The sequence below is a fragment of the Serratia sp. JSRIV006 genome, assembly GCF_019968685.1.
GTDB classification, from domain to species: Bacteria; Pseudomonadota; Gammaproteobacteria; order Enterobacterales; family Enterobacteriaceae; genus Chania; species Chania fonticola_B.
Window position 1 is genome coordinate 3,342,068 of the sequence record NZ_CP074137.1, and the last position, 17,291, is coordinate 3,359,358.

Consider the following 17,291-nt stretch of genomic DNA (forward strand, 5'->3'; position numbering starts at 1 on the left):
TAAAATAGCCACGACCGGAATAAACCACTAATATTATAAGGATTACCCCGGTAGCGTTTTAAGGCGTTAACAGCAATACCAAGGATTACTTTATTTCATGCGAAAAGGGCCGCAAAACCCGTACGGCCCTTTTACACTATCGCCGTTCCCTGCGCGGTTTTTAACCGCAGCAGCCATAACAATATGCCTCTTTAAGGAGTTTTAGCGTGATTAGCGTTTTCGACATGTTTAAGATCGGCATCGGCCCGTCCAGCTCTCATACGGTTGGACCGATGAAAGCCGGCAAACAGTTTGTCGACGATCTGGTAAACGAAGGCTTGATGCCTTCCGTCACGCGTGTTGCCGTCGATGTTTACGGCTCACTCTCATTGACCGGTAAAGGTCACCATACCGATATCGCCATCATTCTCGGCCTGGCGGGCAATATGCCTGATACCGTCGATATCGATGGCATTCCAGGCTTTATTCGCGATGTTGAGCAACGTCAACGCCTGATGCTGGCCAACGGCCTGCACGAAGTCGATTTCCCCCGCGACGGCGGCATGGTATTCCGTAGCGACAATATGCCGCTGCACGAAAACGCCATGCAGATCCATGCCTTTGCTGGAGACAAGCAGATTTACAGCAAAACTTATTACTCCATCGGTGGCGGGTTTATCGTTGACGAAGAACATTTCGGCAAAGCCGAAAGTAATGAAATCTCGGTTCCCTATCCGTTCCACTCGGCAAGTGAAATGTTGGCCCACTGCAACGCCACCGGTCTGTCCCTCTCCGGGATGGTCATGCAAAACGAACTGGCACTGCATAGCAAGCAGGAGATCGAAGCCTATTTCGGTAACGTTTGGCAAACCATGCGCGCCTGTATCGATCGTGGTCTGAACACCGAAGGCGTACTGCCTGGTCCTCTGCGGGTTCCACGCCGCGCCTCCGCCCTGCGCCGCTTGCTGGTTTCCTCAGACAAACTGTCCAGCGACCCAATGAACGTGATCGACTGGGTCAACATGTTTGCGCTGGCGGTGAACGAAGAGAACGCCGCCGGTGGCCGCGTGGTGACCGCCCCAACCAACGGAGCCTGCGGGATCGTCCCTGCGGTGCTGGCTTACTACGATCATTTCATCGAGTCCGTCAGCCCGGAAACCTATGTCCGTTACTTTATGGCATCCGGTGCGATTGGCACGCTGTATAAAATGAACGCCTCAATTTCCGGTGCCGAAGTGGGCTGCCAGGGCGAAGTTGGTGTGGCCTGTTCAATGGCCGCTGCGGGCTTGGCCGAATTGCTTGGCGGCAGCCCTGAGCAGGTTTGCATCGCCGCCGAAATCGGCATGGAGCATAACCTGGGCTTGACCTGCGATCCCGTTGCCGGTCAGGTACAGGTCCCTTGCATCGAGCGCAATGCCATTGCCTCGGTGAAGGCGATCAACTCGGCGCGTATGGCATTGCGCCGCACCAGCGAGCCGCGTGTGTCGCTGGATAAGGTGATCGAAACCATGTACGAAACCGGTAAAGACATGAACGCCAAGTATCGTGAGACCTCCCGTGGCGGTCTGGCGATCAAGGTTCAGTGTGACTGATTAAGTCTGTCCCCCCTCGTCATCACCGGCGAGGGGGAACGGCTGAAAAAGCCTGAACTGGCTACGCAACCGCGTGCTGCGCACACTCAGAGAATCAATAGAGTAGCTGGGGAAAAACCTCGTTGCCCCGTACAAATTCAGCAATACTGCTAACCTGACCACCTCGCCCATCCGCCGGTTAACCCCAAAATTTCCCCTTTGATTGCACGAACCGAAATAATTTGTTGAGTTACCATCAATTTTCCATGCGAACAGGCTAGAATTAGCCAAGCATAGTATTACTGAATTGCGCCTGGAAGTGGCGTCAGGCAGCTAGACTGAACAAGGACTTACCGGATGTTGATGACCCAACTTGCCGCATCGAAATACCGCTATTACCGTTGGCTTCTCGCCGGCGCGGTTGGGTTGGCTATTTTGTTGATTTCGCTTTATACCCGCTACTATCAGGAAATCCGTAATACCGAGCAGAACCAGCGCGTCCTGGCCAGCCGAGTGATCACCAAACTCAATGCGTTGCTGCTGCCCGCAGAGCAACAGGCTCTCAGCACCATGTCGCTAATCGGGCAACCCTGCGATTCGGTGATGCCAACGTTACGCTTTCGTGCCGCACAGAATCAGGCGCTGCGCTCGTTGCTGCTAGTCAAGGATGGTACGATTTATTGCTCCAGCCTGTTTGGTCAGCGACACTATGTGTTTACCACCATTTTCCCGACCATGACCCAAGGCGGCATGCAGCTGGCACTGCGCCCCTCCCTCATGGTGGCAAAAGGAACGCCAACGCTGGTGCTATGGACTCCGTTGCCCAACCAAAGTACCAGCGGAGTGTTGAACGTTTTCAATATCGATCTATTGTCCAATTTCCTGCTGGAACCACAAGAGCCTTACGCTCACCGCGTAGCCCTGAACGTGGGTGCCTACAGGCTGGAATATGGTCAACAGGAAATTACCCTGAGCGATGCCAATGCAGACGGCCTGCAATACACTGCAAAATCCGCCAAATATCCTTTTTCCATCTCCCTGTTTGGACCTGATGCCCGAACTCTGGCGCTGGCCGCACTACCCCGCCATATTCCTCTGGCGCTGATGCTGAGCCTGCTGGCGGCCTACGTGGTCTATCTGATCACCGCCAACCGCATGAGCCTGTCTTACCACATTGGCCACGCCATTTCGCATCGCGAATTTCGCGTTTATTGCCAGCCGATTATCAACAGCGATAATGGGCGCTGCGTCGGTGTTGAAACCTTGATGCGCTGGAAGAACAAGCGACAAGGCTGGATTTCGCCAGACGTGTTTATTCCGCTGGCCGAACAACACGCCCTGATCATTCCCCTCACGCGTTATCTAATGACCACGGTGGTAGAAAACCTCAACCTGTTCCCCCCCCGCCCCTCTTTCTATATCAGCATCAACGTCGCCGCTGAGCATTTCAATACCGTCAGCATTATCGATGACATCCGCCGCATATGGCTGCCCGCCCATCCGATGCCTTCATTGATGCTGGAACTGACAGAGCGAACCGCTCTGTCAGAAATTCAGTATGAGCAGATTAAAACGCTCAAAGAGATGGGCATCATGCTGGCGATAGACGACTTCGGTACCGGCCACAGCTCGCTCAGTTACCTGAAAAAGCTCAGCCCGGACGTGTTGAAGATCGATCGTGGCTTTACCGCCGCCATTGGTACTGACGCAGTCAATGCCACCGTGACCGATACCATCATAACGTTGGCACAGCGCCTGAAATTAAAACTGGTGGCCGAAGGGGTTGAGACAGAGGAACAGGCTGAGTATCTACGTTCACAGGGAGTAAATGCCTTACAGGGATATTATTTTGCCAAGCCGATGCCGATCAACGTGTTCCCGCTGTGGCTGCAGCAGTATGAAACCCGCCAACGCGCGCTGCATAAAAAGCCGCAAACAAAAGAAAAGCGAGACGGCTGATACAATTCAACCGGCTCGCTATGTACGTTAGCCAATGGACCAGCAACGCGGCAAACTGTGGCCGGGAGGTACCCCCGGCCTGAACACTTACTCGTCTTGTTCGTGCAGCGGTTTCACCTTGGTGATACTGACCAGCTCGATGCGATAATCCGAGATCTCAAGGATTTCAAAGCGCAGGTCGTGAAGTTCGACCACGTCGCCCACCGTTGGCATCTGGCCAGAATATGAGAGCAGGAAGCCCGCCAGCGAGGCGTAATCCTCGGTGGGGCTAACCAGATCATCACAGTCCAACGCCTGCTCCAACGAGTGGAGATCCGCTCCGCCTTTCACCAGCCAACGGTCGCCATCCTCGATAATATCCGGCGTTTCATCTTCATCCGGGAACTCACCGGCAATCGCTTCCAGCACGTCTAATGGCGTGACCAGCCCCTGCACCACGCCAAACTCATTGGTCACCATCACCAGACGGCCCTTGGCCCGGCGCAATACCGCCAGCAGCTTGATCACGTCCATGGTTTCCGGCACCACGATCGGTGGAGTACGTGCGGCAAACTCGGCGATATCCACACCCTGATCCAACGCGACCAGCAGATCCTTGGCTCGCACTACGCCGATAAACTCGTCCAGCTCATAGCGGCAAACCGGGAACAGGCTATGCGGGGTATCTAGCAACTGTTCGCGCACCTCGTCGCGGGAGCGTTCGCAATCTACCCACGAAATCTCGGTGCGCGGCGTCATGACGCTGCGCAAGGTACGGGAAGCCAACGTCAGCACGCCGCTGATCATATAGCGTTCCTCCTGCGCAAAGGTTTCTTTCACCTTATGCAGGCTATCTTCATCCACCTGCTGCTGGGTACGCTGTTGCCCCATCAGGCGCATAATCGCTTCAGCCGTGCGTTCGCGCATCGGGCGACGAGACTCGTGCTTGATGAAGTTGCGCCGTGCAATCTGGTTAAACATCTCGATCAGGATCGAGAAACCAATCGCCGCATACAGATAGCCTTTCGGAATGTGCACGCCAAGGCCTTCGGCAATCAGGCTCAGGCCGATCATCAGCAGGAAGCTCAAACAGAGCACCACGATGGTCGGATGGGCGTTCACGAAGTTGGTCAAAGGTTTCGAGGCCAGCAACATCACCGCCATCGCAATCACTACCGCTGCCATCATGACCGGCAAATCGTTGACCATCCCCACCGCCGTGATCACCGCGTCGAGCGAGAACACCGCATCAAGGATGACAATCTGCACCACCACCGCCCAGAATTTGGCGTAGCCACGGTTGGCACCTTCCTGATGGGTGCTGCCCTCCAGCCGTTCATGCAGCTCCATCGTGGCTTTGAACAACAGGAATACCCCACCAAACAGCAGGATCAGGTCGCGGCCAGAGAAAGCGAACTCCCCCACGCTGAACAGCGGTTTGGTCAGCGTCACCATCCATGAAATCACCGACAGCAACCCAAGACGCATCACCAAGGCTAATGAAAGACCGATAATGCGCGCTTTATCACGCTGCTTGGGCGGTAGTTTGTCGGCCAGAATGGCGATGAATACCAGGTTGTCGATACCCAGCACGATTTCCAAGACCACCAGGGTCAATAACCCGGCCCAAATCGAGGGGTCCATTAATATTTCCATATCAGACTCCAGAAGAAAGACAGGTTGGCAGAGCTGTGCTCAGACGTAGGGAAGCAAACGCAGACGTGGCGTTGGCGATGACAGAGAGAAAACAGGATGGCACTAACAGGAAGCAGCCATAAGGCCGAGCGAACGTTGTGGCGCCAACAGGTGGCGGGTGAAACCTTGTAAAACAGTAACTTCGGTGACAGTCCATAGGGAGGGCTGAGGCCCTTCACTCCTTGGTTATGAAAGAAGAATGCACTCTAACAGGAAACTTTTCGCCAGAAAAGTGGCTTTGTTCAGTTTACGTCTCATTTTGTAACAGCTTTGCTGTTTAATTCCGCAAACCAACTATTCGGCTTAATCGATCCACTAATAGCAGAGCAATGTCACAAAATTTATTTTTTCACGCACTAAAATAAATGTCGTTAACAGGAATTAACGGCCACAGGTTTTTGAAACTGCGTGATAAATGTTAAGTGTGAGTTTCTTTTTTTCTACCATAATGTATTTGAACCAACGTATCTGAACCGCGGAAGTGACTGCCAGGATGGTGATGAGTCAAGACACGATCCGTGCCTTAAGTTCAACGAGGAGGTAGCGAGTGGCAATAGCTATTATCATCGGCACACACGGGACTGCAGCGGAACAACTGCTGAAAACAGCAGAAATGCTATTGGGTGAGCAAGCCAACGTCGCCTACATAGATTTCGTTCCCGGTGAAAATGCTGAAACGTTAATTGAGAAATATAATGGGAAAATCAGTGAACTCGATACCAGCGATGGCGTCCTGTTTCTGGTTGATACCTGGGGCGGCAGCCCGTTTAACGCGGCCAGCCGCATCGCAGTAGACAAACCACACTATGAGGTTATCACCGGGGTTAACATTCCCATGCTGGTGGAAACATTCATGGCCCGTGATGACAACCCAAGCTTTGACGAACTGGTCGCGCTGGCGTTGGAAACCGGCCGTGAAGGCGTGAAAGCGCTGAAGAAACCGGTGGAAGAGAGTGTTAAGCCCGTCGCGCCACAAAGTGCCCCTGCTCCAAAAGCCGCTGCGCCCCAAGCGCCTCTCGGCCCCAATGACCATATGAAAATCTGTCTGGCACGTATCGACGATCGTCTGATCCACGGCCAGGTTGCTACCCGCTGGACCAAAGAGACCAACGTCAGCCGCATCATCGTAGTCAGTGATGAAGTAGCCGCCGACCACGTCCGTAAAACCTTGCTGACTCAGGTTGCTCCTCCAGGCGTTACCGCTCACGTTGTTGACGTGGCAAAGGCGATCCGCGTCTGGAACAACCCGAAATATGCGGGTGAGCGCGTAATGCTGCTGTTCACCAATCCAACCGACGTTTGGCGTCTGGTAGAGGAAGGGGTGGATATCAAATCGGTGAATATCGGTGGTATGGCGTTCCGCCAGGGCAAAACCCAGGTGAATAACGCGGTGTCCGTCGATGAGAAAGACATCGAGGCGTTTAAGAAGTTAAACGAACGCGGGATTGAACTTGAAGTCCGTAAGGTCTCTTCCGACAGTCAGCTAAAAATGATGGACCTGATTAACAAACTCAATTAACGGCAACGTCGTTAATTTTTTTACTCAGAGCTGTTTGGTCATATAGGAGAAGTGCAATGGAGATCACCACTCTTCAGATTGTACTGATATTTATCGTTGCCTGTATCGCCGGGATGGGTTCCGTCCTGGATGAGTTTCAATTCCACCGCCCGTTAGTGGCCTGTACGCTGATTGGCTTCGTTCTCGGTGACATCAAAACCGGTATCATCATCGGCGGTACGCTGGAGATGATCGCACTGGGTTGGATGAACATCGGGGCTGCGGTTGCACCCGATGCGGCGTTAGCATCGATTATTTCCACCATTCTGGTTATCGCCGGTGGGCAAAACATCGGTGCCGGTATCGCCCTGGCGATCCCACTGGCAGCAGCAGGCCAGGTACTGACCATTATCGTGCGTACCATCACCGTGGCCTTCCAGCATGCGGCGGACAAAGCGGCAGAACGGGGTAACCTGAACGGTATTACCGTGATCCACATCGCGGCCCTGTTGGTACAGGCAATGCGTGTCGCTATTCCTGCGGTGATCGTGGCGGTCTCTGTCGGTACAGCTGGCGTCCACGCCCTGCTTAACTCAATTCCGGAAGTGGTCACAGGCGGTCTGAATATCGCCGGTGGCATGATCGTGGTAGTTGGTTACGCGATGGTCATCAACATGATGCGTGCCGGCTATCTGATGCCATTCTTCTACCTGGGCTTTGTTACCGCAGCCTTCACCAACTTTAACCTGGTCGCACTCGGTGTGATCGGTGTGGTGATGGCGGTGCTCTACATCCAGCTCAGCCCTAAATACAACAAGTCTCAGGTGGTTCAGGCCAACCCTGCCGGTGCCAACGACCTCGATAACGAATTGGACTAGGAATAGGTGAAAGAAATGGTTGATACAACGACTCAAAAGAAACTGACACCTGCCGATATTCGAGGCGTATTCGTACGCTCCAACCTGTTCCAGGGTTCATGGAACTTCGAACGTATGCAGGCGCTAGGTTTTTGTTTCTCCATGGTGCCGGTGATCCGTCGCCTGTATCCGGACAACAACGACGAACGCAAGCAGGCAATCAAACGCCATCTTGAGTTCTTCAATACGCAACCGTTCGTCGCAGCGCCAATACTTGGCGTTACCATGGCGATGGAAGAACAGCGTGCCAACGGCGCACCGATCGACGATGCGGCCATCAACGGCATCAAAGTAGGTCTGATGGGGCCACTGGCCGGCGTCGGTGACCCGATATTCTGGGGTACCGTTCGCCCGGTATTTGCCGCATTGGGTGCCGGTATTGCCATGAGTGGCAGCCTGCTCGGCCCGCTGTTGTTCTTCGTACTGTTTAACCTGGTACGCCTGTTGGTTCGTTACTACGGTGTCGCCTACGGTTATCAAAAAGGGGTCGATATCGTTAGCGATATGGGCGGTGGTTTCCTGCAAAAACTGACGGAAGGGGCGTCCATCCTCGGCCTGTTTGTCATGGGGGCTCTGGTTAACAAGTGGACGCACGTGAATATCCCGCTGGTGGTGTCAAAAATTACCGACCAGACCGGGCAAACCCACGTCACCACGGTACAAACCATCCTTGATCAGTTGATGCCTGGCTTGGTACCGCTACTGCTGACCTTCGGCTGTATGTGGCTACTGCGCAAGAAGGTCAACGCGCTGTGGATCATTATCGGCTTCTTCGCCATCGGTATCTTCGGTTACTGGATTGGTCTGTTAGGTCTGTAATAGCAATTGATAGCCGGGGGGCAACCCCCGGTTTTTTTATTTATGGAGTGGTGAGATGTCGCTGACCGATAGCGTAATACTGATTTTTATTCTGCTGATGCTGGCGTATGCGCTGTATGACGAGTTCGGCATGAACCTTCTGAAAGGAAAAACGCTGTTAAAGGTGCAGCTCAAGCGGGGTAACCGCCTGGACTGCCTGATCTTCGTCGGTCTGATCGCCATCCTGATCTACCGCAACCTGGTCGAGCAGGGAGCGCCGATAACTACCTACCTGCTAATTTCCCTGGCGTTGATGGCGGTATATATCTCCTATATCCGCAAGCCCAAAATGTTGTTTAAAACTACGGGCTTCTTCTATGCAAATGCGTTTATTGACTATCGACGCATCAAAGCCATGAATTTATCCGAAGACGGCATTCTGGTTATCGACTTAGAACAGCGCCGGTTATTAATCCAGGTTACGCATCTGGATGACCTGGAAAAAATCTATCATTTTTTCCTTGAAAATAAATGAGTTAAATCCACCTCACCCCATCCTGATTAATTAACAGTGTTTTTGTGGATAATTAATCAGCATGGCTGGTATTTTTCCTGCTTATTTTTTCCACACCATTGATGCAACTATCGCCATTATTACTCTCACCAAGCCCGCTAATGAAAATAAGTCTCAATTTCACCCAATACCCCGGTGAAATTAAACGTTGTCCGCAGCAAAAATATTATGGTATGGTTGCGCCGTCATTGGGGAGTAGCCGGTTTCTGGGGGAGTTTTAACCAGAAACGCCCGTATCAACATACTCGTTTCGTCAGCGAAACGTGGTGCGGGCAGCCAGGTAGGTTGGCGAGACCATAGGCACGTAACTCCGTCGTATGGTTGGGGGTGGGTTACGTGTATATGGAGCCACCCGGCCGAGACTATTTCAATGAACCTTTCCGCAACTCTTATCCTGGCTTTTGGCATGTCTATGGACGCGTTTGCCGCGTCGATCGGCAAAGGTGCCACTCTGCATCAACCGCGTTTTCGCGAAGCTATCCGTACCGGTCTGATCTTTGGCATCATTGAAGCCATTACCCCGCTTATCGGCTGGGGTATCGGGCTGTTTGCCAGCCAATACATCATGGAATGGGACCACTGGGTCGCCTTTAGCCTGCTGTTTATCCTTGGCGCACGCATGATCGTTGAAGGGGTGAAAAACAAGCCGGAAGAAGAGAAAGTCAATCGTCATGGTTTCTGGGTGCTGGTTGCTACGGCCATCGCCACCAGTCTGGATGCGATGGCAATCGGTGTGGGTCTGGCATTCCTACAGGTTAATATCCTGCATACCGCGATGGCGATAGGTATGGCGACCATGATCATGGCGACGCTGGGGATGATGGTTGGCCGGTTTATCGGCCCGCTGCTGGGCAAGCGCGCAGAAATTCTTGGCGGCGTGGTGTTGATCGGGATTGGCTTTAATATCCTGCTGGAGCACTTGGGCTACCTGGCTTAATCCTTGGCAGAGAAGAAGACTCCCTCACCCTAACCCTCTCCCCAAGGAGAGGGAACCGACCGAGTTCGTTGATCTTTCTGCGTAATATCCCAACTTTCTTGCTTTTACACCCTAGTTTCCGAAACTACACGGGCCAATTACCTACTCTGGTCAGCTCCCTCTCCCTGTGGGAGTGTACAGACCGGGGACATCATGAACACTTGTTCGGGGACATGGTAGACACTTACAACATAGGTATGAGTACTTCTGAGTGGAGTTGCTTATGCCGTGGGATGAGAGATCTGCCATGTCATTACGTACCGAGTTTGTGCTTTTCGCCTCGCAAGAAGGCGCTAATATCCGTGCGCTATGCCGCCAGTTCGGCATAGCGCCTGCTACCGCATACAAGTGGTTACATCGCTGGCAGTCTGATGGGAGGGCCGGTCTGAACGAACGTTCTCGAGTGCCACACCATTCCCCCAGCAGAACCTCTGACACCGTTGTCCAACATCTCCGCGCTGCGCACCTGACCCATCCGATGTGGGGCGCGCGCAAGCTCAAGCGGTGGCTCGAGATGCAGGGGCATACGTTACCGGCCGCCAGCACCGTGCATAACCTCATGCGCCGCCATGACCTGCTACCGGGCGGTCCGTCACCGACGCCCACCGTCGGACGCTTTGAACATGACGCACCGAACCGACTCTGGCAGATGGACTTTAAAGGCCACTTCCCCTTCGCCGAAGGGCGTTGTCATCCGCTGACCTTGCTGGATGACCATTCGCGCTTCTCGCTCTGTCTGGCGCACTGCCCGGACGAACGACGTGTCACCGTGCAGTCTCAGTTGATAGCGGTGTTCGAACGTTATGGCTTGCCGGAGAGAATGACCATGGATAATGGGGCCCCCTGGGGCGACACGACGGGCAGTTGGACCGCGCTGGAACTGTGGCTGATGCGTCAGGGTATCCGAGTGGGTCACTCTCGGCCTTATCATCCTCAGACTCAGGGTAAGCTGGAGCGCTTCCACCGCAGCCTGAAGGCAGAGCTCCTGCAGGGACGGTGGTTTACCCATGCCGCGCAGTTGCAGGAGGTGTTCGACGCCTGGCGAAATACCTACAACCTGGAGCGTCCACACGAAGCCCTGTCAATGGCGGTACCGGCGTCCCGTTATCAGCCTTCATCGCGACAGTACAATGGCAATCCGGCGGCAGCCGAGTATGACGAGGGGGTTTTGGTCAGGAAAGTGGATGTCAGTGGAAAACTGAGCCTGAAAGGGATGGGTCTGAAAGTGGGCAAGGCCTTTATCGGTGAATATGTCGGACTGAAGGAAAGTGAGAGAGAGGGCTACTACGAGGTATGGTGGTACAGCACGAAAGTGGGGACGATCGACCTGAGAAATAGGTCGATCATCATGGGTAAAGGATGTTAAAAAGTGTTCACCATGTCCTTGAACACCTGTCTACCATGTCCCCGGTCTGTACAGGGAGAGGGTTGGGGTGAGGGGTAATCCGACGGTACAAGCGGATGGCGAAATCCGTCTCGCAGGCAAAGGTAGCCATGTCGAGCAAACCTTGCTGCACCTCCGGCGAAGCGCGCCAGGCAAACGGCGTCATCTGCAACAGATTGGCAGCCTGTTCACCCGGCAGCGCCATCGGATAAGCCAGTGACTCGGCCAATTCACAGCTGAAGCCCTCAAGCTGCTCATCATGCTCCGCATGCAATTGAACCTCCTGATAAACCTGCTGTTTTAGCTGATAAAGGTGCCGCGGCCCCGGTGACACTGTCACCACCACCCCACCCGGCTTGACGACCCGCGCCAACTCCTCGGCTTTACAGGGGGCATAGATACGTAACACAGCATCGAGCGACGCGTCAGCAAACGGCAGGCGATGGCTGGAAGCCACGCAGAAAGAGACCGCCGGGTAGCGTTTGGCTGCCGAGCGGATAGCCACCTTGGCAACATCCAGGCCATACACCGCTACGGTCCGCTCCTGAGACAAGCGTGCCGCCACGGCGGCCGTGTAATAGCCTTCACCACAACCAATATCCAGCAGTGCCTGTGGCTCAATAGGCAAAGTGCTGGCTAACAGTTCAGCCACCCGCTGTTGCAACGGCTGGTAGTAGCCGCCGTCAAGAAATGCGCGGCGGGCCTGCATCATCTCGGCACTGTCACCCGGCTGTTTAGAACGCTTGTGTTGCACCGGCATTAAGTTGACGTACCCTTCTTTGGCACGGTCGAATTGATGGTTATTTTCGCAACGCCACTGTTGGTTTGCGAAATCAAGCGGTTGGAAGCACAGGGGGCACTGATAAGACATGGATGAGATCCCAGAGAGAGATGGCGCGGGTAGTCTAAAGAAGGCTGGTGTACGATGCAAGGCGGATGCCCATCTGCCACTAGCCAAGTAATCCAAAAGCTGGCTACACTGGATATCTCCTCTCAGCCACAGGCAAAAACGTTCTATGACCGACTATTCCCCGCTGCTCAGCGGCGTTCCTGGCATCGCTCATGGCTTTGGCAATAAAGGTGCCCTGCTGCCAACGCCGTTACAGCCCTTTCGCAATACGCTGCCTGAGAAAAAACAGGTACACGGTACTCGCATAGTCGATATCCATCAGGCGGGCCAGCAATGCGGTGAGGCCGATGGCTTCTTTACCCGTGAGCCAGGGATCCTGATCAGCGTATTAACCGCAGACTGCCTGCCGGTGATTTTCAGCCGTAAAGACGGTAGCGCCATTGCTGCGGTACATGCGGGCTGGCGCGGCCTGATGGATGGCATTCTGGAGCAGATGGCCAAACGTATCGGCCAGGATGACGATACCGCCAACTGGTTGGCCTCCATCGGCCCCGCTGCGGGCGCTTGCTGCTATCAGGTTAACCAGGAGTTGGTCGAACAGTTTCAGCAGGCGCTGCCCTTGCCAGCAGAGCTGATCAGCCCGACCCAACGCCATCTGGATCTGGCCGCCATCGCCGTAAACAAGCTCAAAGCCTTGGGCTTCGCCGCAGTCGATCACGCAGGCTCTTGCACCATCTGCACGCTCAACAGCGACCCACGGCAGCCCCAGCGCTTTAAATACACCAGCTATCGCCGCAACAGCCATCGCCGCGCACAAGATCCCAACCATCCGGGGATTAAAGGCCGCAACCAGTATTCCGGCATCATCATCACCAGGTGATATTCATCGACGCCAGATACGAAAAAACCCGCACTAAGGCGGGTTTTTTGTTCAGCTGAAGCTGATTAGATTGCAGTAACGTTTACTGCAGATGGGCCTTTCTGGCCATCTTGGATTTCGAACTCAACGTTCTGGCCTTCAGCCAGGGTTTTGAAACCGTTACCCTGGATTGCAGAGAAGTGTACGAACACGTCTTTGCTGCCGTCAGCTGGGGTGATGAAACCGAAACCTTTAGACTCGTTGAACCACTTAACTTGACCTTTGATCTTTGCCATCTTGAGTATTTCCTTTGGATTGTTTAAACCGCCCGTAGGCGTTACATAGACAAACTAGAGTCGTTACTGCTTGAGGCACTAAGATAAGGATCGGCAGAGAAGCGGTATTCAACGCTAACGTCTTTACTCAGAACTTCTTTACTGAAAATGCCACACATATACAGAACTGTACCTCGTTTTACCCAAGTGCGTTATCACATACTCTGGAATCGATGGCAAGCCATTTTTAATCACTCATGGACGTGTCGCACATATTTGAAACGGTCAGCCGCAAGAATAGCTTAAATAGGGCAAAAGAGGTTGAAGCCTTGGCTATTTTCTGCTTTGTAAAGACGCCGCGCTGTACTCCGCGTGGCGCCTCAGTTTTAACAATTCTTTCAACTCGACAGCGAGCGATTTAGACCACATATAAGCCGCAGACAGGCCAAAGAACGTAAAAAAATTTGAATCTTTATGGAATTTTATATGCAACTATTGAATATCGAAGGCCGGGGGCCAAACGGCCCACTGATCCGACCTTTGGGGAGCAAAGCCTGTCATAGCAGGATAGTTATGCTTTGGCCACCGCAACAGAACCGTTCACTCGGGCCAAAACGCTCACACAGGCCAGTGCATAATCATGCAGCGAGCCAAATTTTGCACCAAGAATGTGCAACTGGACGAAATAGCCACCCCACCCTGCGGGTTTATATCCGTAGCTAAGTTAGTAAGGATAAAAAAAATATTAAAAATACCACCTAGCCACTCAGCAGCTATTTCCGCCGAAGATTAACGAAATCGCCAAGGCATTTTTTTCACTACTCTTGGCGTGACGGTTTTATCCATTACCCGCCGTAAACCCCGCAAAGCCGCACCACGCCCAGCGCCACCCGATGCGGGGTACGCCGCAACCCCATGATACTCATTAGGAGTTAGGGCTAACCTCCAGATGTTCACCAATCTTCAGCGGATAAAAACTGTGCTGCTCGACCCCGGCTTCGCGTAGTGCCAGGCTGAGTTGCACAGGTGGTTCATCCAACGACTCGTCGGCCAATTCAAACACGCCCCAATGGATAGGGATCACTCTGGGTTCATTCAATTGCTGATACAGCCTCACCGACTGCTGTGGGTCCATATGCTGCTCTTGCATGAACCATCTTGGGGCGTAAGCACCAATGGGCAACGCCGCGATATCGAACGGCCCAAGGCGGGTGCCGATATCAACCAACCGTTCGCTGTAACCGCTGTCACCAGAGAAATAAAAACGCAGCGCCGGGTGATGGATCACCCAGCCACACCATAGAGAACGATTGCGATCCCACGGTGTACGCATGCTCCAGTGGCGTGCTGGCGTGGCGTAGAACGTCATCTCATCCAGCGTCAGGCTCTCCCACCAATCCAGTTCGACCACCCGTTTGGCCGGGTAATGGCTGAACCAGCGTTTGAGGCCCAGCGGGACGACAAAGGTGGCATTGCGAAAGCGTTTGGTCAGTTCCCTGATGGTTTGACGATCCAGATGGTCGTAGTGATTGTGGGAAATCAGCACCACATCTACCGCTGGCAGCTGTTTTACCGTTAGCGGGGGCGGCGTCTTGCGATGTGGGCCGTAGAAGCTCACAGGTGATGCCCTTGGCGACAGTACGGGATCGATCAGCACGTGGCGGCCCCCCAGGCGCAATAGCAGAGAAGCATGGCCCAACCACCATACACGGTCCTGATCGCCGCTCAGATCGGCGGCTTGCCACCAGTTGGCGATAAACTGCTCGTAGCCTGCCTGAGGAGGTTTGGGCAGCCCGAGCTTCTTGCGTTCGTCTTGCCAGCGCTTCAGATCCCCGGGCTGGTGTAACGACGGCTCCGGGTTGCAGAATCCCTGTGGCGTATGATGCGCTTTGCTGGCGTCGTAATATTTGTTGGTTATTTTCAACCGATTCTCTCCCTGTAGTACCATAGTGGTGCCGCAATCGTTACAAGATTGCCTACCCAATAGCTTATAGTATCGCAATGACAAACAACTGACCTTTTTGTGGATGTTGTTGTCATAGCCAGAGTAAGAAGGCCAAGGTCGCCAAGAACCTGTTAAGCCTTTCTTAAGAACCTTGTGATTTACTTACTAGGACATTCTGAAAAAGGAGGAGTTATGAGCCGGACTGCATCAGGCAAGTCACGCGTTCGTATGGGCCGCTATCGCCGAGCGCTGGCGACGCAAGGGCAATACTGGAAAATGTATCTGGCAATGAAGCTGCGCCGGCTACGCGTACCGTCACCGCTGCTGTTACTGGCAAGCACCCTGGCAGGCTTTTTTATGCTGGGCCTGCTGATGCTTAGCGTGGTGGTGATTGATATTATCAGCACCCTGTTCCTGCTGTGCAGAAAGCTGCTGCGGCTGGGGCGCCACCCTCAGGGCAATGCCGTCGCCCGTTAACCGTTCGGAGGCGCTGAGGCGCCTCCAACGTGAATACTACCTCTTGTTACCACCTGCCTTTTTACGCCGGGTCAGCAAAAATCCAACCCACAACAACAGTACCCAAACCGGCATCAACAGTACGGAGATGCGGATCCCTGGGCTGAAGTACATGATCACCAGGATCAACGACAGGAACACCAGGCACAGATAGTTGCCAAACGGATACCATAGCGACCTAAAGCTGGTGATCACCCCTTGGCGATCTTTGGCTGCGCGGAATTTCAGGTGCGCCAGGCAAATCATCACCCAGTTAATCACCAACGTCGAGACTACCAGCGCCATCAGTAAGCCAAACGCCTCGCCGGGCATGACGTAGTTAATCAATACGCCTACCGAGGTGGCCAACGCCGATAACGCGATAGACAGCACCGGTACGCCACGTTTGTTAACCTTGGTCAGCGCCTTTGGCGCATTGCCTTGTGTCGCCAGGCCAAACAGCATCCGGCTATTGCAATACACGCCGCTGTTGTAGACCGACAGCGCTGCCGTGAGTACCACTACGTTGAGCATGGTCGCCACCAGGTTGCTGTTGAGCGCATGGAAGATCATCACAAACGGACTGCCCCCTTCCACAACCTTGCCCCACGGATAAAGTGACAATAACACCGTCAACGAGCCGATATAGAAAATCAGGATACGATACACCACCTGATTGGTGGCTTTAGGAATGCTACGGCGTGGATCGGCGGCTTCTGCTGCGGTAATACCCACCATTTCCAGTCCACCAAACGAGAACATGATCACCGCCATCGCCATCACCAGGCCGCTAATGCCGTGTGGCATAAAACCGCCCTGATCCCACAGGTTGCTAATGCTGGCTTCCGGGCCACCGTTACCGCTGGCCAACAGGTAGGCACCAAATACGATCATCCCCAGGATCGCCGCCACCTTGATGATAGCAAACCAGAACTCGGTTTCCCCATACAGGCGTACGTTCACCAGATTGACCAGGTTAATCACGACGAAGAAAACGGCCGCCGATGCCCAGGTTGGGATTTCCGGCCACCAGTATTGAATATAAATCCCTACGGCGGTCAGTTCCGCCATACCGACCAGGATAAACATCGCCCAGTAGTTCCAACCGGATAAGAAACCGGCAAAGTCCCCCCAATATTTATAGGCAAAATGGCTAAAGGAACCGGCCACCGGCTCTTCCACTACCATTTCCCCCAGCTGGCGCATAATCAAAAAAGCAATAAAACCACCTATGGCATAGCCTAGCAGCACGGAAGGCCCGGCCATCTGAATGGTTTGTGCAATACCCAGGAACAGGCCGGTACCGATGGCACCGCCCAGGGCAATAAGTTGTATGTGTCTGTTTTTTAAACCGCGTTTTAGCGGGGTATCCTGAAGCTGACCGCCCATCTTATCCTCGTCCGGCTGAGTATCCAGGCAGCATTGCGCAAGATATCGCCAACCAATAAATAAACCTGCGGGCGTTTTAACACTTAACCTTTCAGGCATCAAGGATTAGCGCCCGGCGATCGTTAACCGGGCCAGAGGGTTGCAGGAG

Annotated in this window: 16 protein-coding genes and 1 riboswitch; of the genes, 10 read left to right on the forward strand and 6 right to left on the reverse strand. The window is 53.7% G+C overall.

What is annotated here, in order from left to right:
• The first annotated feature begins 206 nt into the window (after positions 1 to 206).
• Together sdaA and KGP16_RS15500 are read left to right on the forward strand one after the other, a co-directional pair.
• Positions 207 to 1,571: an L-serine ammonia-lyase gene (sdaA, locus tag KGP16_RS15495; protein WP_021806771.1), complete on the forward strand. Its 1,365-nt coding sequence runs from the start codon at positions 207 to 209 to the stop codon at positions 1,569 to 1,571.
• A gap of 336 nt (positions 1,572 to 1,907) precedes the next feature.
• Positions 1,908 to 3,509, forward strand: coding sequence for an EAL domain-containing protein (locus KGP16_RS15500; protein ID WP_223499945.1), 1,602 nt, complete (start codon positions 1,908 to 1,910; stop codon positions 3,507 to 3,509).
• Between the two features lie 87 nt (positions 3,510 to 3,596).
• Here KGP16_RS15500 and KGP16_RS15505 read toward each other — a convergent pair whose 3' ends face one another.
• A complete protein-coding gene (locus tag KGP16_RS15505; protein WP_021806773.1) occupies positions 3,597 to 5,144 on the reverse strand; it encodes a transporter associated domain-containing protein in 1,548 nt (515 codons plus the stop codon).
• Between the two features lie 586 nt (positions 5,145 to 5,730).
• Between KGP16_RS15505 and manX the strand changes: the two genes are divergently transcribed.
• The 6 genes from manX (at position 5,731) to KGP16_RS15535 (ending at position 11,312) form a co-directional block, all read left to right on the forward strand.
• On the forward strand, positions 5,731 to 6,702 hold the full coding sequence (manX, locus tag KGP16_RS15510) for a PTS mannose transporter subunit IIAB (protein WP_021806774.1): 972 nt from the start codon (positions 5,731 to 5,733) through the stop codon (positions 6,700 to 6,702).
• 56 nt (positions 6,703 to 6,758) lie between these two features.
• Positions 6,759 to 7,559, forward strand: a complete 801-nt coding sequence (locus tag KGP16_RS15515) for a PTS mannose/fructose/sorbose transporter subunit IIC (RefSeq protein ID WP_021181036.1) — start codon at positions 6,759 to 6,761, stop codon at positions 7,557 to 7,559.
• 15 nt (positions 7,560 to 7,574) lie between these two features.
• On the forward strand, positions 7,575 to 8,417 hold the full coding sequence (locus KGP16_RS15520; protein WP_037376029.1) for a PTS mannose transporter subunit IID: 843 nt from the start codon (positions 7,575 to 7,577) through the stop codon (positions 8,415 to 8,417).
• A 55-nt stretch (positions 8,418 to 8,472) separates the two neighbouring features.
• Positions 8,473 to 8,931 (forward strand): DUF986 family protein, encoded by a 459-nt coding sequence (locus KGP16_RS15525; protein ID WP_021806775.1) that lies wholly within the window; start codon positions 8,473 to 8,475, stop codon positions 8,929 to 8,931.
• 217 nt (positions 8,932 to 9,148) lie between these two features.
• Positions 9,149 to 9,328: riboswitch (yybP-ykoY riboswitch) on the forward strand.
• Between the two features lie 12 nt (positions 9,329 to 9,340).
• A complete protein-coding gene (gene mntP, locus KGP16_RS15530; protein WP_024487163.1) occupies positions 9,341 to 9,907 on the forward strand; it encodes a manganese efflux pump MntP in 567 nt (188 codons plus the stop codon).
• 250 nt (positions 9,908 to 10,157) lie between these two features.
• Positions 10,158 to 11,312, forward strand: coding sequence for an IS481 family transposase (locus KGP16_RS15535; RefSeq protein WP_371822128.1), 1,155 nt, complete (start codon positions 10,158 to 10,160; stop codon positions 11,310 to 11,312).
• A gap of 7 nt (positions 11,313 to 11,319) precedes the next feature.
• On the opposite strand, the gene rlmA is transcribed toward KGP16_RS15535, so the two are convergent.
• Positions 11,320 to 12,201 (reverse strand): 23S rRNA (guanine(745)-N(1))-methyltransferase, encoded by an 882-nt coding sequence (rlmA, locus tag KGP16_RS15540; protein WP_223499946.1) that lies wholly within the window; start codon positions 12,199 to 12,201, stop codon positions 11,320 to 11,322.
• Between the two features lie 145 nt (positions 12,202 to 12,346).
• Between rlmA and pgeF the strand changes: the two genes are divergently transcribed.
• Positions 12,347 to 13,060 carry a peptidoglycan editing factor PgeF gene (pgeF, locus tag KGP16_RS15545; protein ID WP_223499947.1) on the forward strand — a complete coding sequence of 238 codons (714 nt, stop codon included), beginning with the start codon at positions 12,347 to 12,349 and terminating at the stop codon, positions 13,058 to 13,060.
• Between the two features lie 65 nt (positions 13,061 to 13,125).
• On the opposite strand, the gene cspE is transcribed toward pgeF, so the two are convergent.
• The 3 genes from cspE to KGP16_RS15560 form a co-directional block, all read right to left on the reverse strand.
• The gene (cspE, locus tag KGP16_RS15550; protein ID WP_002221949.1) at positions 13,126 to 13,335 is read right to left on the reverse strand and encodes a transcription antiterminator/RNA stability regulator CspE; all 210 of its coding nucleotides are present in this window, start codon (positions 13,333 to 13,335) and stop codon (positions 13,126 to 13,128) included.
• 41 nt (positions 13,336 to 13,376) lie between these two features.
• Entirely contained in the window at positions 13,377 to 13,493 is a 117-nt protein-coding gene (locus KGP16_RS15555) for a DUF2627 domain-containing protein (RefSeq protein ID WP_002211058.1), read from the reverse strand.
• Between the two features lie 746 nt (positions 13,494 to 14,239).
• The gene (locus KGP16_RS15560) at positions 14,240 to 15,238 is read right to left on the reverse strand and encodes an MBL fold metallo-hydrolase (protein WP_021806779.1); all 999 of its coding nucleotides are present in this window, start codon (positions 15,236 to 15,238) and stop codon (positions 14,240 to 14,242) included.
• A 213-nt stretch (positions 15,239 to 15,451) separates the two neighbouring features.
• On the opposite strand from KGP16_RS15560, the gene KGP16_RS15565 reads away from it, so the two are divergent.
• The gene (locus KGP16_RS15565; RefSeq protein ID WP_179249034.1) at positions 15,452 to 15,736 is read left to right on the forward strand and encodes a hypothetical protein; all 285 of its coding nucleotides are present in this window, start codon (positions 15,452 to 15,454) and stop codon (positions 15,734 to 15,736) included.
• Between the two features lie 36 nt (positions 15,737 to 15,772).
• On the opposite strand, the gene KGP16_RS15570 is transcribed toward KGP16_RS15565, so the two are convergent.
• Entirely contained in the window at positions 15,773 to 17,143 is a 1,371-nt protein-coding gene (locus tag KGP16_RS15570) for an amino acid permease (protein ID WP_024486480.1), read from the reverse strand.
• Positions 17,144 to 17,291: the final 148 nt, after the last annotated feature.

What these genes read in the sequence shown, in the direction of transcription:
- KGP16_RS15500 (WP_223499945.1), top strand. Translation starts at nt 1,908, where the DNA reads ATGTTGATGACCCAACTTGCCGCATCGAAATACCGCTATTACCGTTGG.
- KGP16_RS15505 (WP_021806773.1), bottom strand. Translation starts at nt 5,144, where the DNA reads ATGGAAATATTAATGGACCCCTCGATTTGGGCCGGGTTATTGACCCTG.
- KGP16_RS15515 (WP_021181036.1), top strand. Translation starts at nt 6,759, where the DNA reads ATGGAGATCACCACTCTTCAGATTGTACTGATATTTATCGTTGCCTGT.
- KGP16_RS15520 (WP_037376029.1), top strand. Translation starts at nt 7,575, where the DNA reads ATGGTTGATACAACGACTCAAAAGAAACTGACACCTGCCGATATTCGA.
- KGP16_RS15525 (WP_021806775.1), top strand. Translation starts at nt 8,473, where the DNA reads ATGTCGCTGACCGATAGCGTAATACTGATTTTTATTCTGCTGATGCTG.
- mntP (WP_024487163.1), top strand. Translation starts at nt 9,341, where the DNA reads ATGAACCTTTCCGCAACTCTTATCCTGGCTTTTGGCATGTCTATGGAC.
- rlmA (WP_223499946.1), bottom strand. Translation starts at nt 12,201, where the DNA reads ATGTCTTATCAGTGCCCCCTGTGCTTCCAACCGCTTGATTTCGCAAAC.
- pgeF (WP_223499947.1), top strand. Translation starts at nt 12,347, where the DNA reads ATGACCGACTATTCCCCGCTGCTCAGCGGCGTTCCTGGCATCGCTCAT.
- cspE (WP_002221949.1), bottom strand. Translation starts at nt 13,335, where the DNA reads ATGGCAAAGATCAAAGGTCAAGTTAAGTGGTTCAACGAGTCTAAAGGT.
- KGP16_RS15555 (WP_002211058.1), bottom strand. Translation starts at nt 13,493, where the DNA reads ATGTGTGGCATTTTCAGTAAAGAAGTTCTGAGTAAAGACGTTAGCGTT.
- KGP16_RS15565 (WP_179249034.1), top strand. Translation starts at nt 15,452, where the DNA reads ATGAGCCGGACTGCATCAGGCAAGTCACGCGTTCGTATGGGCCGCTAT.
- KGP16_RS15570 (WP_024486480.1), bottom strand. Translation starts at nt 17,143, where the DNA reads ATGGGCGGTCAGCTTCAGGATACCCCGCTAAAACGCGGTTTAAAAAAC.